This is a genomic window from Bifidobacterium miconis (genome assembly GCF_019331735.1).
GTDB classification, from domain to species: Bacteria; Actinomycetota; Actinomycetes; order Actinomycetales; family Bifidobacteriaceae; genus Bifidobacterium; species Bifidobacterium miconis.
The window spans coordinates 140,809-154,779 of sequence record NZ_JAHBBH010000002.1; the positions used below are offsets into that span (position 1 = coordinate 140,809).

Below are 13,971 nucleotides of genomic sequence, written 5' to 3' on the forward strand. Positions count from 1 at the left end.
GCGGGTGCGGCACTCACGGCCGCACGCACGGCCGCCCCGGCCCGGTCCGGCCGGCTCCCGCGGGCAATGTCACGCGGAAGCCGGAAACCGGGAACCAGACCGAGCGGCTAGCGGAATCACTGGTACTCGGGCTCCGGAGCCTTCTGGTCCTCCTTGGCGGCCGCGTCGGGGCGGGCGCCGATGTTGAAGCCCAGATCGTCTCCGGCGGAGACCGGATCGTCGTCCTCGTCCTTCATGTCGATGGCCACGCCTTCCTCGTTGAGCACCTCGACGTTCAGCGACAGGGACTGCATTTCCTTGAGCAGCACCTTAAACGACTCGGGGATGCCCGCCGGCGGCAGGTTATCGCCCTTGACGATCGCACCGTAGGCGCGCACGCGACCGTCCACGTCGTCGGACTTGGTGGTCATCATCTCGTGCAGCGTGTAGGCGGCGCCGTAGGCCTCGAGGGCCCACACCTCCATCTCGCCGAAGCGCTGGCCGCCGAACTGGGCCTTGCCGCCCAGCGGCTGCTGCGTGATCATCGAGTACGGACCGGTGGAACGCGCGTGGATCTTGTCGTCGACCAGGTGGTGGAGCTTCAGCATGTACATGTAGCCCACGGAGATCGGCTTGCCGAAACGCTCGCCGGTGCGGCCGTCGAACAGCCAGGCCTTGCCGTCCTCGCCGACCATCTGGTCGCCGTCGCGGTTCGGCAGTGTGGACTTCATCAGGCCCTTGATGACCTCGGGCTTGACGCCGTCGAACACCGGGGTCGCGACCGGGGTGCCCGGCTCGCCCTTCTCGGCGCCTTCCGGAATGTACTTCTTCCACTCGGCCTCGAGATCCGGGTCGAGGGAGATGTCCCAGCCGGAGTGCGCGATCCAGCCGAGGTGCAGCTCGAGCACCTGGCCGAGGTTCATTCGCGACGGCACGCCCAGCGGGTTGAGCATGATGTCGACCGGGGTGCCGTCCGCGAGGAACGGCATGTCCTCTTCCGGCAGGATGCGCGAGATGCAGCCCTTGTTGCCGTGGCGGCCGGACAGCTTGTCGCCGACGGTGATCTTGCGGTGCTGCGCGATGTACACGCGGATCATCTGGTTGACGCCGTTGGGCAGCTCGTCGCCGTCCTCCTCGGCGTCCTCGCGGGTGATCTCCTTGACCGCGATGACGGTGCCGGTCTCGCCGTGGGGCACGCGCAGCGAGGTGTCGCGCACCTCGCGGGACTTCTCGCCGAAGATGGCGCGCAGCAGGCGCTCCTCCGGGGTCAGCTCGGTCTCGCCCTTCGGCGTGACCTTGCCGACGAGGATGTCGCCGGCCTCGACCTCGGCGCCGATGCGGATGATGCCGCGCTCGTCGAGGTTGGCCACCGCGTCCTCGCCCACGTTCGGCAGGTCGCGGGTGATCTCCTCGGCGCCCAGCTTGGTTTCACGGGCGTCGATCTCGTACTCCTCGATGTGGATGGAGGAGAGCGTGTCGTCCTGCACGAGGCGCTGCGAGATGATCACGGCGTCCTCGTAGTTGTAGCCGTTCCACGGCATGAACGCGACCAGCAGGTTCTTGCCGAGCGCGATCTCGCCCTTCTGGATGGCCGGGCCGTCGGCCAGCACGGTGCCGGCCTCGACGCGCTCGCCGCTCTTGATGATCGGGCGCTGGTTGTAGCAGGTGGTCTGGTTGGAGCGCTGGAACTTGGACAGCTTGTAGCTGGACTGCGTGCCGTCGTCGTTCATCACGCGGATCAAGTCGGCGGACACGTAGATCACGACGCCCGGCTTGTCGGCGATGATCACGTCGCCGGAGTCGTACGCGACGCGCCATTCGGAGCCGGTGCCCACGAGCGGGCGCTCGGATTCGACCAGCGGGACGGCCTGACGCTGCATGTTGGTGCCCATCAGCGCTCGGTGGCCCTCGTCGTGCTCGAGGAACGGGATCAGCGAGGCGCCGATCGAGACCATCTGGCGCGGGGAGACGTCCATGTAGTCGACGGAGCTGACCGGGACGTCGACCGCCTCTTCCTCGTCGGCTCGGGCGAGCGCGACGTCGGAGACGAACTTGCCGCTCTTGTCGAGCTTCTGGTTCACCTGGGCGATCACGTGGTCGTTTTCCTGATCGGCGGTCATGTACTCGACCTCGTTGGTCACCTGACCGTCGATCACCTTGCGGTACGGGGTCTCGATGAAGCCGAACGGGTTGACGCGGCCGAAGGTCGCCAGCGAGCCGATCAGACCGATGTTCGGGCCTTCAGGGGACTCGATCGGGCACATGCGGCCGAAGTGGGACGGGTGCACGTCGCGCACCTCCATGGAGGCGCGGTCGCGGGACAGGCCGCCGGGGCCCAGGGCCGACAGACGGCGCTTGTTGGTCACGCCGGCCAGCGGGTTGTTCTGGTCCATGAACTGCGAGAGCTGCGAGGTGCCGAAGAACTCCTTGATGGTGGCGTTCACCGGGCGGATGTTGATCAGCGACTGCGGGGTGATCGCCTCGGAGTCCTGGGTGGTCATGCGCTCGCGCACGACGCGCTCCATGCGGGACAGGCCGGTGCGCAGCTGGTTCTGGATCAGCTCGCCGACCTGGCGGATGCGACGGTTGCCGAAGTGGTCGATGTCGTCGGTCTCGACGCGCAGGTCGACGTCCTGGCCCTTGCGCTTGCCCGGGAACGTCGCCTCGCCGGCGTGCAGCGTCACCAGGTACTTGATGGTGGCGATGATGTCCTCGCGCTTGAGCGAGCGGTCGTTGATGTCGTGCTCGAGGCCGAGCTTGCGGTCGATCTTGTAGCGGCCGACGCGCGCCAGATCGTAGCGCTTGGTGTTGAAGTAGAAGGAGTCGAGCAGGTTGCGGCCGGCTTCCGGGGTGGCGGTGTCGGACGGGCGGATCTTGCGGTAGAGGTCGGTGAGGGCCTCGTCCTGCGTGTCGACGGTTTCCTTCTCGAGCGCGTCGAGGACCAGCGGGTAGCCTTCGAACGCGTCGCGGATCTCCGGCTTGGTCATGCCGATGGCCATGAGGAAGACGATCGCGGACTGCTTGCGCTTGCGATCGACGCGCACGCCGAGCACGTCGCGCTTGTCGATTTCGAACTCGAGCCACGCGCCGCGCGACGGGATGATCTTCGCGCCGAAGACTTCCTTGCCGGAGGTGCGGTCGGTGGAGCGGTCGAAGTAGACGCCCGGGGAGCGCACGAGCTGGGAGACGATGACTCGCTCGGTGCCGCCGATGATGAAGGTGCCGTGCGGGGTCTGCAGCGGGAAGTCGCCCATGAACACGGTCTGGGACTTGATCTCGCCGGTGTCGCCGTTTTCGAATTCGGCGTTCACGTACAGCGGCGCGGAGTAGGTGTAGTCCTTCTCCTTGCACTCCTGCACGGTGTGGCGAGGCTCCTCGAAGTACGGGTCCGAGAAGGTCAGGGACATGGTCTGGGCGAAGTTCTCGATCGGGGAGATCTCGTTGAAGACCTCGTCGAGGCCGGACATATGCGGCACGGTGGTGGTGCCGTTCTTCTCGTCCTCCTCGACGCGCTTCTTCCAGCGGTCGGAGCCGATCAGCCAGTCGAAGCTGTCGGTCTGCACGCCCAGCAGGTAGGGCACATCGATGGGCTCGCGGATGGAGCCGAAGTTCACACGGTCCGACGCCTTGTGCAGATCAATGTCGTGCTGGTCGGCGCGTGCGATCATGGTGGTGGTGTTCGTCGTAGCTTCAGTAGCCAATGGACGTTCCTTATCGCTCGCTTGTTCGTTCGATACTCTTGTTCCACGACAAGCGCCTTGCAGGCCGCCATATGCCTAGGATTGCGGGCGCTTCGTCTTTGTCAGCATGCCCGCCATATGACATGCATATACGCAAATATCAAACGATAGCACGATTGCGAACGTTACGCAATGCCGCGTGTTGCCCCGTCACTGCACGGTGATCGTCACCGGATCGCTCACCGTCTTGGGGAAGTCCTTGAGGCTCAGCTGCGCGGTGTACGTGCCGGCGTTCACGCGCGGCAGCTCCGAGTCCGCGACGCACTGCGTGCCGGTCGAGTCGGCGTTCCACGTGATCGTATACTTGTCGGAGTCGCCCTTGGCCATGAGCAGCATGCGCGAGTCCGACTCGCACACGTCGGATCGCCAGATCGTCTGCTTGCCGGACGAGATCGTGAGCACTCGGCTCGAATCGGAACCGTCGATCAGACAGCCGGCCTTGCTGGAACCCGTGTACGTGATCGTCGCCGTGAAGTCGAGCGAGCCGCCCACTGCGACGCTTTGCGAGGCCGGCGTGAGCGACAGTTCCACGTTCGACGACGAACAGTCGGTGATGTCGTTGGTTTTGATCGGATCGGGGACGACGCTGCGGCTGAGCGCGACCCGTTCGCCGTGCCCCAGCGCGTCGCCGAGCGCGCCGAGACCGCGGCCGAGACTGTAGATGCAGAACGAGACGAGCGCCAGCGTCACGACAAGCACGATGCCGACGACGATGCGACGACGGCGATAGATCGCCCGCTGCCGTTTGCTGAGCTTGCGATCGCGTTGCCTGAACGCTTTGGATCCGACTGGCCGCCCCGACTTCCGCTGTACCATAGTCATTCAGTGTATACCACGCCTTCCGATGCGCCTCCGGCCCCACTCGGGACGCGCCTTCAATACAGACGTTCGGTCAAGACGCACCGCGGTCGCGCGCCGGTCACGGCCGTTCGTCGAACGCGATGTCGATGCGCCCGTCCTGATCGCGGAACACCCGCACCAAATACGGAAAATCGTGGTCGATGGCGGCGGTCTGCGGCCGTCCGGTGCGTTCCAAGCGGTCGATCAGCTCGTCGAACGCCACGACGTCGGGAAACAGATCCTGCATGTCCCGCCAGCTGCGCGCGTTGAACAGCGCGAGCGCCGTCCTCTCGAACCGCGCTCGTTCCTGCGCGTCCTTCTGTCGGCGTCCCAATGCCAGCAGGAACCCGCCGCGGATGCGCGTCGTCATCACCGACGCTAGATACGTGCCCTGCATGACGGCAAGGCGGACGATCGGCAGGCCGGCCTTGTCGCCGAGTCCGCTCACGTCGGCCATGAACTCGTTGATCGAGGGGATGTCGTCCAGCGCGAACTCGCCGGTTTCCGAGCAGGCCTGCACGGGATCGCTCCAGTCGACCGGCGGCAGGTCGCTGTCGGCGCCGCCAGCACCATCCGCATCGTCGTCATCGTCCACGGGAAGCTCCACCGGGGCCAGCGGGTCCACCGACGGCAGCGGGTCGCCGAGATCCCGCCACTTGCCGGTCGAATCCGAACTGACGTCATCGTTGAACGTGAACCCATCCGCCATCTGCATCACCGTGCCCTCTCTCAACACCAGCTCAACACCAGCCAGCTCCAACCTACCAGCGGCACGGGTCAGCGGCGGGCAGCGGCCGGTCCGCACGCGCCCGCACAACCGACGCACACCACGCATCCCGCGCGCGGTCACGCGCAACATACGAACGCCAACGTCACGGCGGTCAGCGGGGCAAACGCACTCCCCCGCCCGGCAGCATCTCGATCAGCCCGTCCTCGTCCAGCGAAGCGACGCATTTGTCGAGCTGGATATGGTCGGCCCACAGCGATTCGATCTGCGCATGCGTCAGCACGGTTTCGTCTGCCGGCAGATTACGCAACGCATGCAGCACCAAACCGCGCACCTGCCGGTCGGTACCGGCGAACCGCTGGCGCGGCCGGGTCCGCCGCTTCCCCAAGCCTGGACGGCCAGCGGCAAGAAACGCGCAGTCCTCGCGCACCGGGCAATCGTCGCACAGGGGGTTCTTCGCGGTGCATACGGTCGCGCCGAGTTCCATCACCGACTGGTTCCACGTCACCGACCGCGAGGCGTCGGCCGGCAGCACGCGGTTCGCGAGATCCCGTTCGGCCGGCGTCGCCGATCCGCCCAACGATTCCGCACCGCGGAACACGCGCGACAATACGCGCCGGATGTTCGTGTCGATCACCGCGATCCGCTGCCCGAACGCGAAGCTCAGCACCGCCGACGCCGTGTAGTCACCGATGCCGGGCAATCCGGTCAGCTCGTCGTACGTGCGCGGCAACGCGTCGGCGTACCGGTCGCGCACCACGCGCGCGCATTCCTGCAACCGCAAGGCGCGCCGCGGATAGCCGAGCCGTCCCCACGCGGTGATCACTTCGGCCGTGGGCGCATCAGCGAGCGCCGCCGCGTCCGGCCACGCGCGCATCCACGTCTCCCAGTACGGCACGACGCGGCTCATCTGCGTCTGCTGGCTCATGACCTCGGAGACGAGCACGCCCCACGGGGTCGCGCGCCCGAACCGCCACGGCAGGTCGCGCGCGTTCGCCTCCCACCATGCGGCGAGCTTGCGGCGGACGGATTCGTTGCGTTCGATGTCGCTCATACGAACCGTTTCCGTTGTGCCCAGATCAGCGTCCGGCCGCAATTTCGGACTCGCTGCACGAGACAATTTCATACCTCACCTCGCTCTATCGAGCTCGTCTCGGCGTCGCTACTCGGATAAGTATTCCTACGGAATACTTCTTCGGCCAAAGGCCTCACTTCGCCTGCGGAAAGTCCACTGGACTTTCCGCTTCACGGCTCAGCACTGGGCTTCCTCCTCACGCTCCGCCGGCAAAGCCCAGCTGCCTCCATGCCTCGTAGATGGCGATGGACGCGCAGTTGGTCAGGTTCAGCGAGCGCAGGCTGGGGCGCATGGGAAGCCTCACCTGTTCGGCGACGTGCGGGCCGGCCATGATGTCCATCGGGTCGGGGATATCGCCCGGTTCGGGGCCGAACAGGAGAATGTCGGTCGGCTTGTATTCGACTTCGGTGTACAGCTTCGTGGCGTGGGCCGTGAACGCGATGATACGCGAGTTCGGCATCGATTCGACGAGGTTGTCGAAGTTCGGGTGGAGCACGACGTGCGCCATGTCGTGATAGTCGAGGCCGGCGCGGCGTAGCTTCGTGTCGCGCAGGTTGAAGCCGAGCGGCTCGACGAGGTGCAGGATCGTGCCGGTCACTGCGCACAGGCGGATCGCGGAGCCGGTGTTGCCGGGGATGCGCGGGCTGTAGTAGCACAGGTGCGGAGTGGCGGTTTCGGCCTTGGCGGCGTCCTCGGCGGACAGCATCGCGTCGACCACGGAGATCGGGTTGCCGTGCGCGTCGGTCACGAGTTCGTCCGGACCGTAGTTCGACTTGCGGTAGCCGTATTCGAACATCTTCTCGACCTTGGCTTCCGGATTCTGCTGGTTTTCCGCCTGTTCCGCCATATTCCTCACCTCTTATGTTCCGTGCACGCTTGCGCAATCCGACATTCGAGCATAAAACAGCCCCTGAACCAAGCCTTTTGGCCGCCAGTTCGACGATTGAGAGGCTGATATGGACTTCTGTCGAGGTCAGTTTGACGATTGAGAGGCTGTCGGCGGACGAGATCGTCGGAAAACCATGCCCGCAATGGTCCCAAAACCGTATTTATCGGCATAGGCAACGAGGAGGAGGGCCTCTCGATCGTCGAACTGACCTGCACAAGACCTGAAATCAGCCTCTCGATCGTCAAACTCCCTGTCTGATCCTTACGATCGAAAACGATTCCCGTCCGTGTCGACTGCATGCCCTACGACAAAGCCCCGAGGAACCGGCCTCGGGGCATATGATCATGACGCATCAGTTCTTGAACGAGTGGATCGGCGCGGGGATGCGGCCGCCGCGGGTCACGAACGCCTCGCAGGAGGCGGTGTTGACCGGCATGATCGGCGCGTAGCCCATGAGGCCGCCGAAGTTGGCCACCTCGCCCACGCCCTTGCCGTAGACGGGGATGACGCGCACGGCGGTGGTCTTCTGGTTGACCATGCCGATGGCCGCCTCGTCGGCGATCAGGCCGGAGATCGTGGCCGCCGACGTGTCGCCGGGGATGGCGATCATGTCGAGGCCGACTGAGCACACGCAGGTCATCGCTTCGAGCTTTTCGAGCGTGAGGCATCCGGAGGCCGCCGCGTCGATCATGTTCTTGTCTTCGGAGACCGGGATGAACGCGCCGGACAGGCCGCCGACATACGAGCTCGCCATGATGCCGCCCTTCTTGACCTGGTCGTTGAGCATCGCGAGCGCCGCGGTGGTGCCGGGAGCGCCGACCTGTTCGAGGCCGATCTTCTCGAGCACTTCGCCGACCGAGTCGCCCACGGCCGGGGTGGGCGCAAGCGACAGGTCGATGATGCCGAACGGCACGCCGAGCCGCCGCGAAGCCTCCTGCGCGACGAGCTGGCCGACGCGCGTGATCTTGAACGCGGTGCGCTTGATCGTCTCGCACAGGAACTCGAAATCGCGTCCCTTGGCCGCGTCGAGCGCGCGCGAGACGACGCCCGGCCCGGACACGCCCACGTTGATGACCGCGTCGCCCTCGGTCACGCCGTGGAAGCCGCCGGCCATGAACGGGTTGTCGTCGGGCACGTTGCAGAACGCGACGAATTTGACGCAGCCGTACGAGTCGTTGTCGCGCGTGTTGTACGCGATGTCCTTGATGACGCGGCCGAGCAGTTCGACGGCGTTCATGTCGATGCCGGTCTTCGTGGAGCCGACGTTGACGGACGAGCAGACGATGTCGGTTTCGGTCAAAGCCTGAGGTAGCGATTCGATGAGCAGGCGCTCGGCCGGGGTCATGGCCTTGCTCACGAGCGCCGAGTAGCCGCCGATGAGGTCGACGCCGACCTCCTTGGCCGCGCGGTCGAGCGCGTGCGCGATTTGCACGAAGTCCGCGGAGGTCTTGCAGGAGCTCGCGCCGACGAGTGAGATCGGGGTGACGGTGATGCGCTTGTTGACGATCGGGATGCCGTAGTCCTGTTCGATGGCCTGGCCGGTGGCGACGAGGTCCTTGGCGTACGTGGTGATCTTGCGGTAGATGTTGTCGCAGGTCTTGTCGACGGTGTCTGCCGCGCAGTCGAGCAGCGAGATGCCCATGGTGATGGTGCGCACGTCGAGTTTTTCCTGCTCGATCATCTGGTTGGTCTCGTGGACCTCCATGATATTCAGCATGGTTGCGTTCCTTTCGGTTCGGTCCGGCGAGACTATATGCGGTGCATCTTGGTGAAGATCTCCTCGCGCTGGCAGCGGATGCGCACGCCGATGTCGTCGCCGAGGTCCTCGAGGTTGCCGACCATGGCGCTGAATTCCTTGTCGGAGTTCGCGTAGTCGACGATCATCATCATGTTGAAGAAGCCGTCGATGATGGTTTGGGAAATGTCGAGCACGTTGACGTTGTGCTGGGACAGGTAGGTGCAGACGCGTGCGATGATGCCGACGGTGTCCTTGCCGACGACGGTGATGATTGCCTTGTTCATGAAGCTCCCTGATCGAGACGAAAAAAGCGGGTGCCTTCCAGTATATGGAAGACACCCGCATCTCATGTTTCCCGTCTCACGCCGGACGGACATGCGTCATGTGGCGATGTCAGACGGCCAGCGTCTCGGCGTCCACGTGCACCGGCACGAGCTTCGGCTCCACGTGATGCTCCTTGAGCAGGAAGGAGCACGCCAGCACGATCACCACGAGCGCCATGCCGAACAGGTAGCCGTAGCGGGATCCGTCCACGAAGCCCTGCGCGGGGTTCGCGCCGCCGCCGGCCGTGTAGTTCGTCTGGCCGAGTCCGAGCAGGCAGGTGGCCACGGCGGTGGCGATCGCGCCGCACACCTGCTGCATGGTGTTCATGATCGTGCTGCCGTCGGCCGCCATGCGCCCGGGCAGCGACTTGAGCGCCGCGGACTGCGCGGACTGCTGGATGAACGGGATGCCGACCATGACGATGATGTGCGCGGCAAGGAACAGCGCCACCGGCGTGGACACGCCAATCATGAAGAACAGCGCGCCGCCGACGATGGTCAGTGCCGAGCCGAGCCAGACGAGTCGCTTGGCGCCGTGGCGGTCGAACATGCGGCCGGCGGCGAGCGTGCACAGCGCGTTGATCACGCCACCGGGCAGCATGAGCAGGCCGGCGACGGTGGAGCTCAGGCCCATGCCGCGCTGCAGTTCCTGCGGCACGAGGTACATGAATGCAAGCGTGCAGGAGAACGAGCAGCTGATCATGATGGCCGGCGTGCGGAACGCCGCGATGCCGAGCGCGCGCAGGTCGAGCAGCGGGTCGGCGATGGTGAGCTGGCGGCGGGCGTAGAAGGCGAGCACGATCACGCCGACGACGAGCAGCGCGATGACGGCCGCGGAGAAGCCCATGTCGCTGATGAGGCTCACGCCGGCGACGAGGCAGCCGAAGCCGATCGCCGAGGCGAGGATGGAGACCATGTCGACCTTCGGGCGGGTGCGTTCGATCGGAGTCACGAAGAACAGCGCCGTGCATGCGATCGCGATGATCGCGACGACGGCGAACAGTGCGAAGATGGCGCGCCACGAGAACGCGCCGATGAGCGCGCCGGCGATGGTCGGGCCGATGACGGGCGCGAACATGATGACGAGGCCCGCCACGCCGTTCGCCGCGCCGATCTTGTGCGGCGGGAACACGCGCATGATCGCCGCGTACATGGTGGGCAGCACGATGCCGGTGCTCACGCCCTGCATGATGCGGCCGGCCAGCAGGATCGGGAACGAGGGCGCGACGGTGCATACGATCGCACCGATCAGGAAGCAGACCAGAGCGAACAGCACGAGCGTCTTGGCCTTGACCCACTTGAGTATGAAGCCCACGCACGGCAGCACCACGCCGATGGCGAGCATGTAGCCGACGACCATCCACTGCGCGGTGCCGGACGAGATGCCGAAATCGGACATCAGGTCGGGCAGGGTGATGTTCATGGACGTTTCCGACAGCATGCCCAGGAACACGCTGATGTACAGGCCGAGCATGACCTTGTGCGGATGATCGAAATGCTGGTGCGCGTCCGGCACGAACGCGTCGTCGGACAGTTGGTCTTTACGAATGGTTGTCTGGTTGGCGGACAACGGAATCCTCTTCTTCAATCGACGTCGCTGCCGTCGCGCGGCGCCCGCCGGACATGCGGCCGCGCACCGCGGAATGCGGTGTGCGGCTTCATTGGCGAGCGCCGACAACCCCTAACGTCCGGGTCACGATCGGCAACAAAAAATCGCATGCCATACGGCGAACAAAACACCATATGGCATGCGATTATCAAGACGAGACGCGATCGTAATACGCTTTTCGATTTTTCGTAAGTACGCCCGGGCGTGTCGCGAGGAATCGCACTAAGTGTGATGCCGTGCCGCATCAGCCTCCCCGTATCATCCGTCAACGCATCATCATGCTGGCGGCAGCCTCGGCTCCCTCGGTTGAGGGAGCTGTCAGCCGCAGGCTGACTGAGGGAGCGTCACGACACGTCAGTGTCGTCAACAAGCCAGTATTGCGCGCAGCGCAATACCTACGCCTACGCCTCGCGGCTCGCCGACGGAGCGGCGACCGCGGCAAGGGCTCTCGGCGCATGGAAGCCGCGCTTTGCGAACTCGTCGGCGATGAGCTGGGCGACCTCATGGCCGCGGCCCTTGTCGACGAGCGCGATGATGGAGCCGCCGAAGCCGCCGCCGGTCATGCGGGCGCCGTACGCGCCGTTGGCGCGGGCGGTGTCCACGGCCACGTCGAGCTCGGGCACGGTCACCTCGTAGTCGTCGCGCAGCGAATCGTGCGACGCGTTGAACAGATCGCCGGCGGTCTTGATGTCGCCCGCGGCGAACGCGTGGACGAACTGGTCGACGCGGCCGATTTCGGTGACGACGTGGCGCACGCGCTTGACCATCGTCTCGTCGCCGAGTTCGGCGACCTTCGCGAGCACGTCGGCGAGCGCGGCGGCCGGATCGTCAGCGGCTTCCACCTGTTCGCTGATCTCGCGCAGGTTGGCGACGCCGAGCAGTTCGGCGGCCTTCTCGCAGGTGGCGCGGCGCTGGGCGTACTGGCCGTCGTTGAGCTGGTGCGGGGCCTGCGTGTCGACCACGAGCAGCTCGAGACCGTACTTGTCGAGGTCGAACTCCTGCTGGGAGACGCTTTCGAGCGGCGTCAGGCCCGGACGGCAGTCGAGGCGGATCGCGTGGCCGGCGGTGCAGCGCATGGACGCGTTCTGGTCGAGTCCGCCGGTGGAGGCGCCGGCCATCTCGTTTTCGGACTTGATGGCGGCGTCGATGAGCGTGACGCGGCCGGCGTCGGTGGAGCCGTAGCCGAGGCCGTACACGTCGTCGAGCGCGAGCGCGGTCGAGCAGGTCATCGCGGCGGACGAGCTCAGGCCCGAACCGAGCGGCACGCAGGAGACGAACGCGGCGTCGAAGCCCTTGACGGCGTCGAAGCCGGCTTCGCGCAGCGCCCACGCCACGCCGGTCGGATACGCGGACCAGCCGTCCACGCCGCGCGCGGCGAGACCGTCGAGATCGGCTTCGGCGACCTTGTCGGGAGCCACGTCGGACACGACACGCACCTTGGTGTCCTCGCGTGGGGAGAGCGCGATGAACGTGCGGTGCGGCAGCGCGATCGGCAGGCACAGGCCCGCGTTATAGTCGGTGTGCTCGCCGATCAGGTTGACGCGGCCCGGAGCGGCCCACACGCCTTCCGGCTCGGAGCCGTAGGTCTTGGCGAACAGCGCCTTGGCCTGGGCCACGCCGTCCTCGTGGGAGATCGGTTCGATGAATTCAACAGCAGTCATTGGTGTTCTTTCTGTGTTTTCTCTGTCATTTCGACCGAGCGCAGCGAGCGGAGAAATCCCGTACGGGAGTCGCCAGGATTTCCCGGCTCGACTGCGTCCCGCCCGAAATGGCAACGGGAATAATAATTGGCGAAAATCAGTCGGCGATGTCCACGTCACCGAGCTCATGGAAGCGCTTGGCGATGAGTTCCGGCGTGGTGTCGGAGATCCAGGCGGCCATGCCGGACTCGGAGCCGGCGAGGTACTTGATCTTGTTGGCGGCGCGGCGGAACGAGAAGAACTGCAGATTCAGGCGGTAGTTCTCGCGGCGCGGGTCGTGGATCGGGGCCTGGTGCCATGCGGCGATGTACGGCAGGTCCATGCCCTTGCCGTCGCCCTTGTCGAAGAACGCGTTGCCGCGCTTGAGCAGGTGCGAGTACATCGAGGCGAGGTCCCAGCGCTCCTGATCGTTGAGCTGGTCGATGGTGAGCACGTCGCGGACAGGCGCGACATGCACCTCGAGGGGCCAGCGGGCGGCGGCCGGCACGTAGGCGACCCAGCTGTGGTTGCGCATGACGATGCGTTCGCCGGCTTCGATCTCGGCGTTCATGAGGTCCTTGAGCAGGTTGCCGCCGGTCTTCTCGTGGTAGGCCTCGGTGTGCTTGAGTTCCTGTTCCATCTTCGGCGCGATGAACGGGTAGCAGTAGACCTGGCCGTGCGGGTGGGCGAGCGAGACGCCGATTTCGGCGCCGTGATTCTCGAACGGGAAGATCTGCTCGATGCCGTCCATCTTGGAGATTTCGGCGGTGCGGAACGCCCATGCCTCGACGACGGTGCGCAGGCGGGACACCGGCAGGTCGGCCGGCAGACCGTTCTCGTCCGGGTCGAAGCAGATGACCTCGCAGCGGCCGGCGGCCATCTTCTTCTCCCACAGCGGGTTGCCGTCCACGTAGGTCACGTCCTCGGAGCGGCCGGGCACGCGCACCATCGACGGGAAGCGGTTTTCGAACACGACGACGTTGTAGTCGGTGTCCGGCACCTCGCCGTCCTGGTACGGGTCGCCGGGCTTGCGCGCGGCGAGCGGGTTGCCCTTGGCGGTGGCGCCCGGGCCGGCGGTGATCGGGCGGTTCATGCGCGCGGTCGCCATCGGGATCCAGTCGCCGGTGAGCGGGTCGCGGCGCATTTCGGGGGCCGCGTACGGCACCTCTTCGCCGGCCGCGTTCAGCTGGTTGGCGAAACGGTAGGCCAGCGGGCGCGGATCGTGCAGCTCGCGGGTCTTCTTGCCGGAGACGTACTCCGGATCGTCGTCGAGATAGAAGAAGTCGCGGCCGTCGGCCAGCGTGGTCGGCGTGATGCGAATGTGCTCCTTCGCGTATTCACCCGGCGTGTAGTTGGCGAATTCTGCCATGTG

At 65.6% G+C, this 13,971-nt stretch carries 10 protein-coding genes; all 10 read right to left on the reverse strand.

Annotated features, from left to right (window positions below):
- Positions 1-116: 116 nt before the first annotated feature.
- Positions 117-3,647 (reverse strand): DNA-directed RNA polymerase subunit beta, encoded by a 3,531-nt coding sequence (gene rpoB, locus KIH79_RS01335; protein ID WP_219057769.1) that lies wholly within the window; start codon positions 3,645-3,647, stop codon positions 117-119.
- 222 nt (positions 3,648-3,869) lie between these two features.
- Entirely contained in the window at positions 3,870-4,535 is a 666-nt protein-coding gene (locus tag KIH79_RS01340) for a hypothetical protein (RefSeq protein WP_219057730.1), read from the reverse strand.
- A gap of 103 nt (positions 4,536-4,638) precedes the next feature.
- The gene (locus KIH79_RS01345) at positions 4,639-5,277 is read right to left on the reverse strand and encodes a hypothetical protein (RefSeq protein WP_219057731.1); all 639 of its coding nucleotides are present in this window, start codon (positions 5,275-5,277) and stop codon (positions 4,639-4,641) included.
- Between the two features lie 163 nt (positions 5,278-5,440).
- On the reverse strand, positions 5,441-6,340 hold the full coding sequence (locus tag KIH79_RS01350) for an HhH-GPD family protein (protein WP_219057732.1): 900 nt from the start codon (positions 6,338-6,340) through the stop codon (positions 5,441-5,443).
- A gap of 217 nt (positions 6,341-6,557) precedes the next feature.
- Positions 6,558-7,208, reverse strand: a complete 651-nt coding sequence (locus KIH79_RS01355; RefSeq protein ID WP_219057733.1) for a tRNA (cytidine(34)-2'-O)-methyltransferase — start codon at positions 7,206-7,208, stop codon at positions 6,558-6,560.
- A 394-nt stretch (positions 7,209-7,602) separates the two neighbouring features.
- Entirely contained in the window at positions 7,603-8,967 is a 1,365-nt protein-coding gene (locus KIH79_RS01360; RefSeq protein WP_219057734.1) for a PFL family protein, read from the reverse strand.
- Positions 8,968-8,999: 32 nt separating this feature from the next.
- Positions 9,000-9,272, reverse strand: coding sequence for an ACT domain-containing protein (locus KIH79_RS01365; RefSeq protein ID WP_214373704.1), 273 nt, complete (start codon positions 9,270-9,272; stop codon positions 9,000-9,002).
- Between the two features lie 109 nt (positions 9,273-9,381).
- Positions 9,382-10,881: a DHA2 family efflux MFS transporter permease subunit gene (locus tag KIH79_RS01370; RefSeq protein WP_236023509.1), complete on the reverse strand. Its 1,500-nt coding sequence runs from the start codon at positions 10,879-10,881 to the stop codon at positions 9,382-9,384.
- 440 nt (positions 10,882-11,321) lie between these two features.
- A complete protein-coding gene (gene galK / locus KIH79_RS01375; protein ID WP_219057735.1) occupies positions 11,322-12,581 on the reverse strand; it encodes a galactokinase in 1,260 nt (419 codons plus the stop codon).
- A gap of 136 nt (positions 12,582-12,717) precedes the next feature.
- Complete coding sequence (gene galT / locus KIH79_RS01380; RefSeq protein ID WP_219057736.1) at positions 12,718-13,968, reverse strand: galactose-1-phosphate uridylyltransferase; 1,251 nt, start codon at positions 13,966-13,968, stop codon at positions 12,718-12,720.
- Positions 13,969-13,971: the final 3 nt, after the last annotated feature.